Origin of the sequence: Pseudomonas sp. 50_B, assembly GCF_017491625.1 — a bacterium.
In the GTDB taxonomy this organism is placed as follows: Bacteria; Pseudomonadota; Gammaproteobacteria; order Pseudomonadales; family Pseudomonadaceae; genus Aquipseudomonas; species Aquipseudomonas danubii.
This window is the reverse complement of record NZ_JAFGYX010000004.1, coordinates 174,527-190,000: the sequence shown is the minus strand read 5'-3', so window position 1 is coordinate 190,000 and position 15,474 is coordinate 174,527. Positions and strand designations below refer to the sequence as shown.

Annotated in this window: 16 protein-coding genes; 5 read left to right on the top strand and 11 right to left on the bottom strand. The window is 65.8% G+C overall.

Annotation, left to right across the window (positions count from 1 at the left end; genetic code table 11):
* Window positions 1–454: 454 nt before the first annotated feature.
* The 3 genes from J5M73_RS07600 to J5M73_RS07590 are packed head-to-tail and all read right to left on the bottom strand — an operon-like array spanning window position 455 to window position 2,884.
* Window positions 455–1,396 carry a class I SAM-dependent methyltransferase gene (locus J5M73_RS07600; RefSeq protein WP_102864287.1) on the bottom strand — a complete coding sequence of 314 codons (942 nt, stop codon included), beginning with the start codon at window positions 1,394–1,396 and terminating at the stop codon, window positions 455–457.
* Window positions 1,397–1,454: 58 nt separating this feature from the next.
* A complete protein-coding gene (locus tag J5M73_RS07595) occupies window positions 1,455–1,901 on the bottom strand; it encodes a hypothetical protein (RefSeq protein WP_102864288.1) in 447 nt (148 codons plus the stop codon).
* 47 nt (window positions 1,902–1,948) lie between these two features.
* Window positions 1,949–2,884, bottom strand: a complete 936-nt coding sequence (locus J5M73_RS07590) for an ankyrin repeat domain-containing protein (protein ID WP_207815277.1) — start codon at window positions 2,882–2,884, stop codon at window positions 1,949–1,951.
* A gap of 350 nt (window positions 2,885–3,234) precedes the next feature.
* On the opposite strand from J5M73_RS07590, the gene J5M73_RS07585 reads away from it, so the two are divergent.
* Window positions 3,235–4,218 (top strand): MDR family oxidoreductase, encoded by a 984-nt coding sequence (locus J5M73_RS07585; RefSeq protein ID WP_102864290.1) that lies wholly within the window; start codon window positions 3,235–3,237, stop codon window positions 4,216–4,218.
* Between the two features lie 135 nt (window positions 4,219–4,353).
* Complete coding sequence (locus J5M73_RS07580) at window positions 4,354–5,709, top strand: MATE family efflux transporter (RefSeq protein WP_207167532.1); 1,356 nt, start codon at window positions 4,354–4,356, stop codon at window positions 5,707–5,709.
* A gap of 12 nt (window positions 5,710–5,721) precedes the next feature.
* Here J5M73_RS07580 and J5M73_RS07575 read toward each other — a convergent pair whose 3' ends face one another.
* Together J5M73_RS07575 and J5M73_RS07570 are read right to left on the bottom strand one after the other, a co-directional pair.
* A complete protein-coding gene (locus tag J5M73_RS07575) occupies window positions 5,722–6,042 on the bottom strand; it encodes a DUF2834 domain-containing protein (RefSeq protein WP_159897965.1) in 321 nt (106 codons plus the stop codon).
* A 26-nt stretch (window positions 6,043–6,068) separates the two neighbouring features.
* The gene (locus tag J5M73_RS07570) at window positions 6,069–6,458 is read right to left on the bottom strand and encodes a DUF6713 family protein (RefSeq protein ID WP_102864293.1); all 390 of its coding nucleotides are present in this window, start codon (window positions 6,456–6,458) and stop codon (window positions 6,069–6,071) included.
* 148 nt (window positions 6,459–6,606) lie between these two features.
* Here J5M73_RS07570 and J5M73_RS07565 point away from each other — a divergent pair, with 148 nt between their 5' ends.
* Both J5M73_RS07565 and J5M73_RS07560 read left to right on the top strand, forming a co-directional pair.
* Window positions 6,607–7,065: a GNAT family N-acetyltransferase gene (locus tag J5M73_RS07565; RefSeq protein ID WP_207815276.1), complete on the top strand. Its 459-nt coding sequence runs from the start codon at window positions 6,607–6,609 to the stop codon at window positions 7,063–7,065.
* Between the two features lie 44 nt (window positions 7,066–7,109).
* Complete coding sequence (locus tag J5M73_RS07560; protein WP_207815275.1) at window positions 7,110–7,919, top strand: helix-turn-helix domain-containing protein; 810 nt, start codon at window positions 7,110–7,112, stop codon at window positions 7,917–7,919.
* Window positions 7,920–7,969: 50 nt separating this feature from the next.
* On the opposite strand, the gene J5M73_RS07555 is transcribed toward J5M73_RS07560, so the two are convergent.
* On the bottom strand, window positions 7,970–8,344 hold the full coding sequence (locus tag J5M73_RS07555; protein WP_102864296.1) for a DUF2784 domain-containing protein: 375 nt from the start codon (window positions 8,342–8,344) through the stop codon (window positions 7,970–7,972).
* A 187-nt stretch (window positions 8,345–8,531) separates the two neighbouring features.
* On the opposite strand from J5M73_RS07555, the gene J5M73_RS07550 reads away from it, so the two are divergent.
* Window positions 8,532–9,584, top strand: a complete 1,053-nt coding sequence (locus J5M73_RS07550) for a hypothetical protein (protein ID WP_243433705.1) — start codon at window positions 8,532–8,534, stop codon at window positions 9,582–9,584.
* 15 nt (window positions 9,585–9,599) lie between these two features.
* Here J5M73_RS07550 and J5M73_RS07545 read toward each other — a convergent pair whose 3' ends face one another.
* From J5M73_RS07545 to J5M73_RS07525, 5 genes are all read right to left on the bottom strand, one after another.
* Window positions 9,600–11,381 carry an FAD-dependent oxidoreductase gene (locus tag J5M73_RS07545; RefSeq protein ID WP_207815274.1) on the bottom strand — a complete coding sequence of 594 codons (1,782 nt, stop codon included), beginning with the start codon at window positions 11,379–11,381 and terminating at the stop codon, window positions 9,600–9,602.
* Window positions 11,382–11,561: 180 nt separating this feature from the next.
* Window positions 11,562–12,173: a class I SAM-dependent methyltransferase gene (locus J5M73_RS07540; protein ID WP_207815273.1), complete on the bottom strand. Its 612-nt coding sequence runs from the start codon at window positions 12,171–12,173 to the stop codon at window positions 11,562–11,564.
* 177 nt (window positions 12,174–12,350) lie between these two features.
* Window positions 12,351–13,724, bottom strand: coding sequence for a nucleotide 5'-monophosphate nucleosidase PpnN (ppnN, locus tag J5M73_RS07535; protein WP_102879885.1), 1,374 nt, complete (start codon window positions 13,722–13,724; stop codon window positions 12,351–12,353).
* A gap of 223 nt (window positions 13,725–13,947) precedes the next feature.
* Complete coding sequence (locus J5M73_RS07530; protein WP_102864303.1) at window positions 13,948–14,613, bottom strand: suppressor of fused domain protein; 666 nt, start codon at window positions 14,611–14,613, stop codon at window positions 13,948–13,950.
* Between the two features lie 51 nt (window positions 14,614–14,664).
* On the bottom strand, window positions 14,665–15,414 hold the full coding sequence (locus J5M73_RS07525; protein ID WP_207815270.1) for an NAD-dependent deacylase: 750 nt from the start codon (window positions 15,412–15,414) through the stop codon (window positions 14,665–14,667).
* Window positions 15,415–15,474: the final 60 nt, after the last annotated feature.

Below are 15,474 nucleotides of genomic sequence, written 5' to 3'. Positions count from 1 at the left end.
GGTGCCTCGCCTAGGCTCGGCATGCCCTCACTCCGGCATTGATCCGTGGGCCGCCGCCACCGGCCATCCATGGCCGGGTGGCGGCTAACCCGGCATCCCTGTCGGGTTACCCACGGCTCAATGCCTGCGTTCGGCCATCGTGGTTAACGGGGCGTTCAGATCAAGATCAAAAGCCAGAGCAAGATCAACATCTGACGGCGGCCTGCCGGCCGGCCTGTTTCATCGCCGTTCGCGTTACATGTAGCCGCTGCCGCAGGCTGCGACCGCTCTGGGCGGCACTCCGTCGCAGGAGACGCTAAACCTGCCTCCCCAATGTTCCTGAACCACCGCGCCGCCTGGTTTTGCGAGCGCGAGCGCTCGTTCGCAGCCTTCGGCAGCGGCTACAAGGAGCCGGCCTGCGCACCTTGGCTTTGGCTTTTGATCTTCCGGCCCCTTCCCAGCAGCGATGGCCCCTCTATTCCCCCTGACGAAACACCAGCGCCTTGAGCCCACATTGCGGATCGGCATCGGGAAACTCCGGCGGGTTCTCCAGCCGCTGTTCAAAACGCAACCCCGGCGCTGCCTCGGCCATGCCCTCCAGCAGAAACTCCACGGTAAACGCCGGGTCGTTCATGCAGGCCAGCACGCAGCCGTTGGCTGTCAGCAACTCCGGCAAGCGCCGCAGGACCCGGGCATAGTCCTTGCCCAGGACAAAGCTGCCTTTCTGGAACGATGGCGGATCAATGATCACCAGGTCGTAAGGGCCACCTTGCTTGACCTTGCTCCAGGACTTGAACAGGTCATGGCCGAGAAAACTCACCCGGCTGGTGTCGTGGCCATTGAGCCGGTGGTTGTCGCGGCCACGGCTCAGGGCCGCTCGGGACATGTCGAGGTTGACCACTCGCTCGGCACCGCCAGCGATCGCTGCTACCGAGAAGCCGCAGGTGTAGGCGAACAGGTTGAGCACGTTCTGGCCCCGGGCATGGGCCCGGACCCAGTTGCGCCCGTAGCGCATGTCGAGGAACAGCCCGTTGTTCTGCTTGCTGCCCAGGTCCACCTGGTAGCGCAGGCCTTCCTCGGTGATGGTGCAGGAATCCACCGGCGGGCCCAGCAGCCATTCGCCATGGCTGTCGGGCAGGTAGCGGTGTTGCAGCATCAGGCTGCGGGCGCCGCTGGCGGCCCATTGCGCGGAGTCGCCCAGCTCCACCAGCAGCAGCTTCAGGGCCGCGAGTTGTTCAGGCTCCGGCGCCTTGAACAGGGACACCAGCAGTACCCCTTGCAGCCAGTCCACGGTCAGTTGCTCCAGCCCCGGCCAGCAGCGGCCGCGGCCATGGAACAGGCGCCGGGTTTCGGTGGGCGCGGTGGCCAGGGCGGTTAGCAAGTGCTGGTTGAGGGTGGCGAGGGCTTGAGGGGTCATCACGGTAACCGGCGATTTTCGGGGGCGGCATTTAACCACAATTGCCGGCGTCCGGCGCTCAGTCGATGTACTGCGCTCGCCCCGTGGCGCGCCAGTGTGCAAGTCGCTCGTCCATCACCGATGCCAGCCGGTCGTAGTTGCTCCAGCTGTTTTCCACCCGGTAGAGGGTGCCCGGCTCGGGAGCCAGGATCTGTTCGTAGTCGCTGGAAAACCGACCGCTGTCCCGCCCCTTGTAGTAGGCCAGGGCAAAGGCATTGCCTTCGTCGTTGAAATCGCCGTCGCTGAGCTTTTCATCCAGTATCCGCAACAGGAACTCGCGGCCATCGAGGGTGCGGGCCTGGACTTGGCGGATCTCCTCTTCGACATCGTCCAGCAGCTCCTCGCTGGCAAAGTCGTTGATCAGCATCCAGGCCAGGAACAGGCCGATGTGGGTGGCTCCGGCCGTGGTGGGCAGGTCGTCGGGAAAGTCGCCGCCGTAGTGCCAGGAGGCGTCGTCGTATTTCATGGGGACAGGTCCTGAAAGGTGAGAGGGGCGTGCAAGTTGCAGGGGCGTCACAGAATCGCGTTGGTCCATTTCGGGGTGCCGGCCAGGCGCCGCTTGACGCTGTCGATGCGCCATTGCCCCGCGACCCGTTTGACCAGGAAGCGATGCTCGTAGCACAGCGTCCGGGAGGCTGGATCACGCATCAGCACTTCGGCCTGGGCGGGCTTGAGCAGCTGGCAGCCCATTAGTTGGTCGGCCTCGGAGTAGGTTGTGGGGTAACCGTAGGAGGCTCGGGGGTAGGCCCGCGGCCGCAGGGTGCAGAAACGTTCGAGGAGCTGTTGCGGTTCGGCCCAGAAGGCCGCGTCGACAGCCTTGTGGCCCAGGGCATTGCCCCGTTGTTCCCAGGCCTCCAGCGCCAGGGTATAGGCCCGCACCTGGGTGACCGGATCGCCACTGTTGTCATCGCCTGGTGCCAGTGGCGGCCAGGGCAGGCAAGGGACCGCCGCGGACGCTGGCGGCGCTCCGGCACCGGCCTGCGCCAGCTGTTGCATGATCTGGGTATGGCCCTTCTCTTCGGCCAGGGACCAGGCATTGCGCTGCTGGAAGTCCAGGCGCTGGGGATCGGCGCCGGCTTTGAGCAGCAAGCTCAGCATTGCCTCGTGCCCGGCCTGGGCGGCGTTCATCAGGGCAGTGCGTTGCAGTTCGGGGCTGGCGTGTTCGAGCGCTGCGCCATGGGCTATCAGCAACTCGGCCATGGCGCTATCACCTTGGCTGGCGGCCCAGGCCAGGGGGCTGTAGCCCAGGGCCTTGCACGGTTGCTGGACATTCGCGCCGCGTGCCAGCAGCAGCGCCACGGCCGGCCGGTGCCCGGCGATAGTGGCGGCCAGCAGGGCCGTGCGGCCGGTGCCCTTGTGCTGCCATTCAAGGTCCGCGCCAGCATCAAGGAGGCGCTCGATGGCCGCGAGATCGCCGCGTGCGGCGGCTTTTTCCAGTAGGTGAGACAAGGTCGAGAATCCGTTCGGTCAGGGTAGAAACACCGCGGCATGGTAACGCTGCATGCTGCGTTTTTGCCACGCCCGATAGGCCCCTCATCGCCGTTCTGGCAGGCCAGTCGCGCTGGGCTTCGTTGCGATAGGGGACGCTGGGTGCGGCCCGGGCCATTGCGAGCGTCGCCGGCGGGGACTGGGGTGAGGGCGGATCAATGACCGGCAGCACCGGCCCGGCCAGCGGAGCAATTCTGCGGCGGGCGGGGGGTGTTCATGGACGCCTTCCTAAGGCTTGCGTAGGATGGCGCGTTCGCGTTCTACGCCGTTGCAGCCAGCGCTGCAGCCTCCCTTGCCAACAGGAGTCCGTGATGTTCAAGGCCATTGTGATCGACAAAGACACTGCAGGTTATCGCGCCCATCTGAGCCAACTGGAGGAGGTGCAACTGCCGGCAGGTGATGTCACGGTGCGGGTGGCCTACAGCACCCTGAACTACAAGGACGGCCTGGCGATCACTGGCAAAAGCCCGGTGGTGCGGCAGTTTCCCATGGTCCCCGGAATCGACCTGGCAGGCACCGTCGAAGCCAGCAGCCATCCGCGCTTTCGCCCGGGGGAGCAGGTGCTGCTCAATGGCTGGGGCGTGGGCGAGAGCCATTGGGGCGGGCTGGCGCAGAAGGCCCGGTTGCAGGGGGACTGGCTGATCCACCTGCCAGAAGCCTTCAGCGCGCGCCAGGCCATGGCCATCGGCACTGCCGGCTACACCGCCATGCTGTGCCTGATCGCCCTGGAGCGCAGCGGCCTGACCCCCGAGCACGGCGAAGTGCTGGTCACCGGTGCCAGCGGCGGCGTCGGCAGCTTTGCCATCAGCCTGCTGTCGCGCCTGGGCTACTCGGTGATTGCCGCCACCGGGCGGCCGGAAGAGGCCGACTACCTCAAGACGCTGGGGGCCAGCCGTATCATCGAGCGTGCCGAACTGTCCGAACCGGGACGCCCGCTGGCCAAGGAACGCTGGGCGGCGGCCATCGATTCGGTGGGCAGTCACACCCTGGCCAACGTCTGTGCCGGCACCGCCGCCGATGGTCTGGTGGCTGCCTGCGGGTTGGCCCAGGGCATGGATTTCCCGGCTTCGGTGGCGCCCTTCATTCTGCGGGGTGTGAGCTTGCTGGGGATCAACAGCGTGACCCGTCCCTACCACGAACGGGTGCATGCCTGGGAGCGCCTGGCTGCCGAGGTGGACCAGCAGCACCTGCAGCGGATCACCCGCGAAGTGGGCCTGGAAGAGGCGTTGACCGTCGCCCGCGAACTGCTCGAAGGCAAGGTCCGCGGGCGGGTGGTGGTGGACGTCAACCGCTGATACAAACCTCGGGCCGCTGCGCTGCCGGAGCGTCGCGTGCGGCCTTCATTGCTGCACCTTCCAGGACCGACGCGAGCCCCGTACCACGGACTGCTTCGCGGCCCTTCGTCCTCTTGATCCGAGGTTGCCTGCCCCATGTCGATTCCCGCCCAGCGCCCGCTCTGGCAGGTGTACCTGATCTTCCTCTTGCCCATGGTGCTGTCGAACTTCCTGCAGTCGTTCTCCGGCACGCTCAACGGCATCTACATCGGGCAGATGCTGGGGACCCAGGCGTTGGCCGCGGTGTCGGGGATGTTCCCCATCGTGTTCTTCTTCATTGCCCTGGTGATCGGCCTGGGCGCGGGGGCCTCGGTGCTGATCGGCCAGGCCTGGGGCGCCCGGGAGTTGGGCACGGTCAAGGCGGTGGCCGGCAGCACCCTGTTGCTCGGCGCATTGATCGGCCTGCTGGGGGCGCTGCTGGGCATGCTGTTTGCGCGGCCGGCATTGCAGGGGCTGGGGACCCCGCTGGATGTGTTGGACGATGCGGTGGGCTATGCCCGGGTGATGATGCTGATCATGCCGCTGCTGCTGGTGTTCGTGCTCTTTACCCAGTTGCTGCGGGGCGTCAGCGATACCCTGTCGCCGCTGCTGGCGCTGATCGTGTCGACCCTGGTGGGCCTGCTGCTGACTCCGGCGCTGATTCGTGGCTGGCTGGGCCTGCCGCCGATGGGCATCCAAAGTGCGGCCTTCGCCGGGCTGGTGGGCAATATCCTGGCCATGGGTTTCCTGGTCTGGCGCTTGAGTGGCCGGGCCCATCCCCTGGCGCCGGATCGGGCGCTGTTCGCGGCGATGAAGCTGGACCGGGCGATCCTCGCCAAGGTGCTGCGCATCGGCCTGCCCACCGGGGTGCAGATGGTGGTGATCTCGCTCTCCGAGCTGGTGATCCTGGCCCTGGTCAACCGCCACGGTTCCCAGGCCACGGCGGCCTACGGCGCGGTGACCCAGATCGTCAACTATGTGCAGTTCCCGGCGCTGTCGATCGCCATCACCGCGTCGATCCTCGGGGCCCAGGCCATCGGCGCCGGGCGCCTGGAGCGCATCACCCCGATCCTGCGCACGGGCCTGGCGATCAACCTGTGCCTGACCGGGGCCCTGGTGTTGCTCGGCTACCTGATTTCCCACTGGCTGTTGGGGCTGTTCATCATCGACCCCACAGCCCTGGTGCAGGCCGAACACCTGCTGCACATCATGCTCTGGAGCATCCTGGTGTTCGGCTTCCAGGCGGTGGTGGGTGGCATCATGCGCGCCAGCGGCACGGTGCTGATGCCGGTGGCGATCTCGATTTTCTGCATCCTCGGGGTGCAGCTGCCGATGGCCTATCTGTTGGACGCGCACTTCGGCCTGCAGGGGGTATGGATGGCGTTCCCGGTGGCCTACCTGAGCATGCTGGTGCTGCAGACCGGCTACTTCAAGCTGGTCTGGCGGCACAAGCAGATCCAGCGGCTGATCTGAGGCCGGTGCCGCTCAGGCGCTGCGGGGCGAGCCTCGGCCAAAGCCGTTGACCACGATGTACAGCAACGGGCCGATGGAGACGAAGACTGCCGTCAGCAGCAGGTAGGGCAGCACCGACAGCGCCGAGCGTCCGCGGGCCCGGGCGTCTCGCAGCATCCACAGTCCAGCCAGCAGCGCCATCAAGTACAGGTCGATGACCACCTGTGCAGTGTCGGGTTGCGACAGCAGTTGCATGCCGAATTGCAGCAGCGACTGCTGTGCCTGGAGCAGGGTGAACAGGGTGTAGGCGCTGAAGGCCAGCAGGGTCAGCAGCGCGAGGTAGGGACGGGGCATGGTGGGTTCCTTGAGCAGGGAGGTGATCAGTCGTTGCACGGGGAGCGTTGCCGGCCCAGGTCCAGCATCAGGTAGAGCAGGCCGGTGGCACCGCAGGCGAAGATCAGCGTTTGCGACAGCAGCGAGTCGAAGAGGTACAGCGGGTGCTGCTGAAGGTTGTAGTGCAGCCCGGCGTGAACCACGGCAAACGCGGCCAGCAGTTGCCGGCTGGTCCGGCGCATGGCCTGGCGCGGGTGCCCGATCAGCCACATCAGTGCGACGCACAGCGGTACATGCAGCGCAATGAACCACTGCTGACCCAGTGCCGGATCGAGGTCGCGCAAGCCATACAGCAGGCGCCACTCGGCTTGGGCCACGGCGTCCAGTTCATGGCCGGCGAACAAGGCCAGGCATAGGCGCCAGAGTGTTTTTCTCACTGTTAAACTCCTTGAACTACGGGGAGCGAACAGGCTAAGTGGCAACCCCCGGGTCACTCAATGACCTCCCAGGTCATAGACAGGCGTGGGGCACAAGCGCTCAGCTGGGCCGCACCGGACGACCAACACCCTCAAGGAATGAGTAGCGATGAGTGACAACCAACAGATTCCCCAGCCAGGTATCCCGCGGTTGATTCGTGAGGCTCGGCCTGAGGATGTGCCAGCCATGCTTGGCTTTGATGCTTACGCGCAAGCTCATGCCAGCCGAGGCCAGGCGCTTCGTGAGGCGGTCGGGCGGGGCCAGGTGTGGGTCGAGGTGGCGTGCGACAGGGTCGCCGGCTATGTGCTGCTCAAGCATGATTTTTTCGAGCAGGGGTTCGTTTCCCTGGTGGTTGTGGCGCCCGAGCAGCAACGTCAGGGGGTGGCACAACGGCTGCTCGCTGCCGCCGAGAGGGCTTGTCGGACGACCAAGTTGTTCACCTCCACCAACCGCTCCAATCTGGCGGCCCAGGGGTTGCTGGCCAAGGCGGGTTTTCGCCCCAGTGGGGTGGTCGAGAACCTGGACGAGGATGATCCCGAACTGATCCTTTTCAAGCCTGTTCGCTGAGCTGTCCGCCAACGGCTAACCCACCCAAAGGATGACGGAACCCGATGATTGAACCCCTTGGACGCGTTCCCGCGCCAGCGCTGCCGGTCGGCGCGCAACTGCGCCAGCTGCGGCGGCAAGCGCGCTTGAGCCAGCTGGATCTGGCGTTGCAGGTGGGCATGTCGCAACGGCACCTGAGCTGCGTCGAGACGGGCCGGGCCCAGCCCAGCCCGGCGCTGCTGCATGGCTTGCTGAGCACCCTGGATACCCCACTGGAAATACGCAACCGGGTGTATCTTGCCGCCGGCTATGCCCCCCGTTATGCCGCTTTGCCATTGGACGATCCGGGCCTGGAGCCGGTGCGCGCCGCGCTGATGCACCTGCTCCAGGCCAACAACCCGGCGCCGGCCATTGTCATCGACAGCGGCTGGCAGGTACTGGCCGCCAATCGCGCCACCACGGCCTTGTTCGGGCTTTTGGGACTGCCGGCGGCGGCGCTGGAGCAAGGTTTCAATCTGTTGGCGAGCCTGCTGCTGCCCGGTGGTTTTGGTGACTGCCTGATCAATGCCGAAGAGATCCGTCAGGTGGCTTGGCAGCGGGCGGCCCGGGAGGCGGCGCAACAGCCAGGGCTGGTGGCGCTGCTGGCGAGCCTGCCGTGTCCCGGCGAGGCGGCGGGTGCTGCAAGCCTGGCCACGCCGTTGCTGCTGACTCGGGTGCGCGGGCCCACGGGCGAACTGCGTTTTCTTTCCACCTTCACCACCTTTGGCATGCCCCAGGACATCACTGTGGCGTCATTGCGCATCGAGCACTTGATCCCTGTCGACCAGGCCACCTGGCAGGCGCTGACCCAGGCCTGCGAGGCCGATCCGTCCTAGAGCGCCAAGGTGCGGGCCAGTTCGCCGCTGCGGTCACAAGGGGGGAGGCTTCAGGCGTGGCGGGTACGGCTCCAGCGCCGTGCCAGGTAGCCGTAGACCGAGAGGTTGATCACTAGAACCAGGCTGCCCAGCCAGAGCTGGATGCCCGGGGTCAGGCCGGCGGGGTAGATCAGTGGGATCAGGTAGTGCTCGATGAACCCGGCCCCGTAGCCATCCTGGCCGGCGGCGTGGCGCAACAGGTTTTCCCAGCGGGTCAGCGGGCATTCCAGGTGCAGGACTTCCACCGCCACACCCCAGGCCGCGGCGGGCAGGTGCAGCAGCATCAGCCGCGGATGGCGCAGCACCAGCAGGCCTCCCAGCAGCACGAAGACGATGAATGACAGGTGAAACAGCACCAGGCTGTCAGCGGCGATGCGGTAGAGCATGAAGGTTCCTTGTAGGGGGGAGGCAGGTCCGTGGCGCAGGCGCCCCGGGCAATATACCGATGCCGTAACGATTGCACGAGCGCCTGGCAAAACGCCCCGGGCCTCGCAGTGGCGCTACCTATACTGCAAGTAGGCCAGGCCGGACAGTCGACTCTGGCCTGGCCTTGCCTTCAGGGAGGGACTTGCCTTGTGCTCACTGGCGCTGCGTTGCTGTCGCCCCAGGTCCTGGTTGTTCAGCCTGGGGCTGGCGGTGCTGGTACTGCTCCTTCCTGGCTGCGCCAGCCGTGTCGCCGAACCCGTCGCCCAGGCGCCGGTCAGTCCGGCCGTCTGGCGTCAGGTGGACGGGGAACTGCTGAACGCCTCACGCTCCGCCACCCAGCAGGCTGAGGTCTATGCCCAGGGCTCCATGGAGCATTGGCGCACACGGATCTATCAGCAGACCGACGAACACTTCATTCCCTGGTTCAGTGGCTACTGGACCCAGGAATGGCTGGCGCTCAAGGTCGGTTGGTATTCCCTGAACGACCGGGGCGATGACGCACAGGCTTCCAGGCGCCTGGCCGTTTACCTGCAGGAACAGTATCAGCAGCGGGTCCTGGCACCAGTGGCGCTGGAGATCGATGCCGATGGCATTACCGGCGAGGCCATGGAGTTCTATGTGCAGTTGCTGCGTCAGCAGGTGCAGCTCAGCACTGTGCGTCACCAGTTGCCCGTGCCGCAATTGGATCAGCATCTGGCGCGGATCATCGCCATCGATCTTGGGCCCCAGGCCGGGCAGCGCGCTTCGTTGCAGCAGCTGTTGCAGGTCGAGCCGGTGGCCCGTCTGCCGGCCTATGCGCCGCTGTTGCAGCAGATTCATGCCGGGCCGGCGACCGATCAGGGGGAGGCGGCGCCGGGCGTGTCCCAGGTGGCCCAGGTCACCAGCGAGAAACTTCAGGCCCAGTTCGCCAGTCGCGGTGTGGCCGGTGCCGTGGCCGCCGCGGTGGGGCGGGTGGCCGGAGCGCTGATTTCCGTGGGGGTGGCGGGCGTACGGGCCCTGGTCCAGAGCAATGAGCGCGAGGACCTGCAGGCGCAGACCCGGCGCGATCTGGGCGTGGCCTTCGATCAGGCCTGGCTCAAGCAGTTGCATGATCCTGAGCACGGGGTCATGGCCGGGGTGTATTACCTGGCGCGGCAGATCGAGGCGCAGTTGCAGGCGTCGCAGCCCCTGGTGGAGCAGGGCCCCGGCTGGAGCCCATGAACCCGCGGTGCCAGGTCAATGCATCGCAGCGCATTGTCCGGAACCTGCGCCAAGGGCCGGTTCGAGGATCACCTCATAGTCACTGACGCCTGCGGCATGGCGCCCGGCAATGTAGCCGAAGGTCATGGCCGGCCCCAGGTTGATGCCCCCGGACGGGTAGAAGCCGCCCATGACACTGGCCATGTCGGTGCCCGCGGCATACAGCCCCGGGATCACCGCCCCGGCCTGATCCAGTACTTGGGCCTGGGGGCTGGTCTTGAGCCCGGCAAAGGTGCCGAAACTGCCGGGCAGCACTTTGACCCCATAGAACGGCCCTTGCTGGATAGGCGCCACGCAGGGATTAGGCCCTGGGTGCAGGGCGTCACCCTGCTTGCGGTTGTAGGGCGTCGAGCCGCGACCGAACTCAGGGTCCTGACCCTGCCGGGCATGCTGGTTGAACGCTTGTACCGTGGCGGCCAGGCCTTGTGGGTCGATGCCGCAACGCCGTGCCAGCTCCTGGATGGAGTCGGCCCGTTGCAGGTAGCCGTTGCGCACCAGATGGCCCACCGGCAGGGGGAAGGGGCGGGCATAACCCAATCCGTAACGACGCTGGAAGCGGTGGTCGCAGATCAGCCAGGACGCCACTTCCTCGCCGGCCGGAACCGCTTCCACCATGGCCGCGGTGTAGTCGTAGTAACCGTCGGCCTCGTTGACGAAGCGTTTGCCATTGGCCAGCACCCCGATCACCCCGGGCTTGGCCCGATCGATGATATGGGGAAAGTGGCCGATGCTGCCGTCGGCGTGTTGCACCCGCGATACCGGGGCCCAGGCCACCGGGCTGGCCAGGTCGGTGGCCAGCACGGCACCGGCGGCCTCACCGAGACGAATGCCGTCTCCCGAGCAGCTCAAGGGGGGCAAGGCCAGATGCTCATCGGGGCCAGACGCCCGGGGAAACAGCGCCTGGCGTCGAACCGGGTCCTGGGCAAAACCGCCGGCCGCCAGGACCACGCCGCGACGGGCACGGATCTCCCGCGGCCCCTGAGGCGTGTCGACCAGGGCGCCGTGCACCCCTTGTTCGTCCTGTAGCAGCGAACGGGCCGGCGACGACTCCAGCAGATTCACTCCCAGGTCCTGGGCCGACTTCGCCAGCCGGCCGATCAGCGCCACGCCGTTCACCAGGTGCATGGCTCGGCCATGCAGCGCCAGGTCCCGCAGATGGCGGATAAAGCGCTTGCCCACATGCAACAGCGACTTGAACGAGCGCGTCATGCTGAGAAAGGCGCCCAGGTCGGCCCCGGCCATGATCGGCATGCCCAGGAACGAGGTCTCGCGCAGGGTCCGGCGCAGGCGCGCCAGCAAGGGACCGATGGCCCGGGCGTCATAGGGCGCGGCGATCACCTGATGACCCTCGATGCCAGCCCCGGGCACCTGGCCGTGGATGTCCGGAATGCCATTGCCGTCGACGAACTGCAGGGCGGTGTGCTGTTCGAAGAACGCCACCATTTGTGGGCCGTTATCAAGAAAGGCGTCGATGCGTCCGGCGTCGTAGCCTTCGCCCAGTTCATGCCTGAGGTAGGTGCGCGGTTGCTGCGGGTTTTCATGGATGCCGGCGCGGCGCGCCAGGGGATTGCCCGGCACCCACATCCAGCCACCGGACCAGGCACTGGCACCGCCGAAAGTGGAATCCTTTTCCACTACTACCACCTTCAGGCCATGCCAGGCGGCGGTCACGGCACAGGCCAGGCCGGCAGCGCCGGAGCCGATCACCAGCAGGTCACAATCCAGGGGCGGGAGGGTTGCGGCGGGAACTTCGCTCACGATGACAGGCCTTTTCGATGTAATTATAAAAAGTGGAATTATGTTCCATATTGTTGAAAAACTATTTCACGTGGCCGCGAGGCTGTCAAACCCGCTGCGTTTTGCAGGTGGCAACACCCTGTGCAGCGGCGTTGCCCGAGGATGGGAGGGGGGATAGGGCGGCGGCCTTGGTGGCGTCCGTCAGGGTTTGCGCAGGATCAGGTCGAACCTGTGGTTGTGCTTGGGACCGCGCAGGCTCTTGCCCAGCCCTTCGCTTTCCTCGAAATGCTCGATGTGCAGGCCGGCGCACAGTGCCTGTGCGGCGCTGCGGGAGTGAAAAGTCAGGTCTGGCGCCGTGGCCCATTGGTCCCGCTCACCGAACAGCTGGCCCACCAGCAACGCGCCGGGTTGCAAGGCCTCGACTTGCACCTGCCAGAACCGGGCGAAGGCGTCGGGGCGACAGAACGGCCAGGCCAGTCCGGCGTGAATCAGTTGGGCCGGCGCCAGTTCATTGAGGGTTTCGAACTGCCCCTGGACGGCACGTAGGCGACCTTCGGCGAGGGTTCCGGCGCGTTCTTTGAGGCGCTCGATGGCGCTCGCTTCCTGGTCGATGGCCAGCACTCTCCAGCCGCGCTCCAGCAATAAGCGGGTCTCGATGCCCGAGCCGCAACCCAGGTCGATGGCCAGAGGCTGGTCCATGTCGGGCAGGTTCAAGGCCAGGGCGCGGCACAACAGGGGCGAAGGTGGGCGTCCCTCGAAAGTCTTGTAGAAGGCTTCCCACCGGGCGGACGTCTCACTGTCTGGTGCTGGCATGAATCACTCCTTGATGGTTGGCGCCACATCCTACCGGAGCCCGGCCATCCTTTGCCGGGTTTCAGCTAGCACAAAGCCGAGGGGGCGGCCTGGCGCGGGAGGCCAATGCCGGGCAAGAAAAAGCCGCGCGCTCCCAGGGAACGCGCGGCGCTGTTCAACCACCGAAGGGGCTGGGGATCAACTCACTACGCGGTAGCACGGCACATAGGCCGCGCCGCCTGGCAGCTTCATGCGGTGCTGCTCGACGAAGGCTTTGAGCAGTTGGTCCAGGGGCTGCATGATCGCCGGGTCACCGTGAATGCTGTAGGGACCTTTCTGTTCGATCAGGCGGATGCCCTGGTCCTTGACGTTGCCGGCGACGATGCCGGAGAACGCCCGGCGCAGGTTGGCCGCCAGTTCGTGGGGCGCCAGGGCGTGGTTCAGTTGCAGGTTGGCCATGTTCTCGTGGGTCGGATCGAAGGGGCGCTGAAAGCCCTCGTCGATCTTCAGCAGCCAGTTGAAGTGGAAGGCGTCGTTGCGTTCGCGGCGGAACTGCTTGACGGTCTTCAGCCCTTCGGTCATCTGCCGGGCCACTTCTGCCGGGTTGTCGATGATGATCTGGTAGTGCTTCTGCGCCGCTTCGCCCAGGGTCGCCAGGACAAAGGCGTTGAGCTGCTCCAGATAGGGCGCTGCGCTCTTGGGACCGGTCAGGATCACCGGGAACGGCAGTTCACGGTTGTCCGGGTGCATCAGGATGCCCAGCAGGTAGAGGAATTCCTCGGCGGTGCCGGCGCCCCCCGGGAAGATGATGATGCCGTGGCCGACACGCACGAAGGCCTCCAGGCGCTTCTCGATGTCCGGCAGGATCACCAGCTCGTTGACGATGGGGTTCGGTGCTTCGGCGGCGATGATCCCCGGCTCGGTCAGGCCCAGGTAGCGGCCGCCGCTCATGCGCTGCTTGGCGTGGGCGATGGTGGCGCCTTTCATCGGGCCCTTCATCACGCCCGGACCGCAGCCGGTGCAGATGTCCAGCTTGCGCAGGCCCAGTTCGTGGCCGACCTTCTTGGTGTATTTGTATTCTTCGGTATTGATCGAGTGGCCGCCCCAGCACACCACCATCTTCGGCTCCACGCCGGGCCGCAGGGTGCGGGCGTTGCGCAGCAGGTGGAAGACGTAGTCGGTGATGCCCTGGGAGCTCTCCAGGTCGATGCGCTGGCTGTCCAGTTCGTTCTCGGTGTAGACGATGTCGCGCAGGGCGCTGAAGAGCATTTCCCGGGTGCTGGCAATCATCTCGCCATCGACGAAGGCGTCGGCCGGTGCGTTCAGCAGTTCCAGGCGCACGCCACGGTCCTGCTGGTGAATGCGCACTTCGAAATCGTGGTAGGCGTCGAGGATGGTCTTGGCGTTGTCGACGTGGGCGCCGGTGTTGAGGATCGCCAGGGCGCACTGGCGGAACAGCGTGTAGATGCTGCCGGAACCGGCGGCGCTGAGTTGTTGCACTTCACGTTGCGAGAGGGTCTCCAGGCTGCCTTTCGGGCTCACCGAAGCATTGATCACTTGTCTTTGCGGCATTAATCCATTTCCTGAAATCGGCGCCACCGCGCCATGTGCGGTCAGTGGCGAAAAAACGGCGGGGCAGTGAAAGAGCCACCGGTACGGGGCTTGGTTTCCAGCGGCAGGGCAAGAAAGCAAACGTCGTCGCGAGATTGTTCGCTGTCTGAATCTACCTCAAGCGGGCCCGCTGTGGCTGGAAAAATGACGATCCGTCACGGTCGCGGTGAATTTTCATCGAGCCTCAGCAGACGCTGGCCCGTGCCGGATCCATCACCGGCGAGGCTACGGCCTGGGTCAGGCGTTGCTGCAGGGCCGGATAACCCGCGCTCTGGCCCCAGGCGTGTTCGTCCAGGGTCAGACCGACGATCTGAAGGAATTCGAAGCGTCCGCTCAGCAATTGATGAGGCCCGGAAAAAGCCGGTGCGGGAACGAACAGCAATGCCCGCAACAAGCTGTCGCCGCCGTCGATGGGTTGCCCGGTACGCATGCGGTCCCATTCGCCCAGAGGCTGCTGCTCGCCGAAACGGCCGGCGGCCAGTAGCAGTTGATAGGCGCAAAATTTACGCAGCAGGTGCAGGGCCCAGGGCGCCTGCTCGCGGGTTTCCAGCAGCAGTTCCTGGCCCATCCCGGACCAGCCATCGGCTTCGGGTTGCGCATCTTCCCAGGCATTGGACAGCCCTGAAGTGACGTACAGCCAACTGCTGCGCGTGGTGGTAGGCGGAGATTCGAAGACTCCGTGGCTGAGCCAGCGCGGGTCGATTTCGGTCTGACCGAAGACCTCGCTGAACAGCGCCATGTCCAGGGGGTAGATGCCTGGGCCCAGGTCGCCGAACAGCGCCGGGTAGAGTTGTTCTTCACGTTGTGCCCAGGCGGCTTCAAACCATGAAGAGTCGGGGGATTGCAGCATGTGAAAGCGTCCTTGAACAGAAATGGTGGCTCGGCTTGAGCCGCCAGAAAATCAGGCAAAGGCCTGGCGCAGCAGTTGCGGCAGAATCTCTCCGGCCTTGCCCACCAGGCTGTATTCCTCAGGCTTCGTACAGGCCTGGGGCTGCGGGTTGATGTGCACCACGCAGGCACCTTGCTCCAGCGCCAGTTTGGGGATCTGCGCCGCCGGCTGCACCAGACCCGAGGTGCCTATCGACAACAGCAGGTCGCATTCGCCTGCCGCTTTGAATGCCTCCTTGAGGATGTGCGGTGGCAGGGCTTCGCCGAACCACACCACCCCGGGGCGGATCTTGCCGTTGCAGCCGGTGCAACGGGGGGGCTCCAGGCTGCAACCCTGCTCCGGCAACAGGGGTTCTGGCAGTTTGCCGCTGAAGGGGCGGTTGCAGGCGAAGCACTTGGGGTGATGCAGGCTGCCGTGCAGGTGCAGCACCGAGGGGCTGCCGGCGCGCTCGTGCAGGTCATCGACATTCTGGGTGATCAGGGTCAGGCGCGGTACGCGCCGGGCCAGTTCGGCAATCGCCAGGTGGGCCGGGTTGGGTCGGGCCTGGAGCACTTTCATGCGGCGCCATTCATACCAGCCCCAGACCAGCGCCGGGTCCTCGCGAAAGGCTTGGGGCGTGGCCAGCCGCGCCGGGTCGAAGTTCTCCCACAACCCGGTCAGGGCGTCGCGAAAGGTCGGGATGGCGCTTTCGGCCGAGACTCCGGCGCCACTGAACACCACCAGGTGTCGGGCCTGGGCCAGGCGTTGGGGATCGAACTCCATGGATGACCTGTCTCCCTTGTTACGCTGATATCGGGGTCGCATTATCGCCAGCCGGTTCGG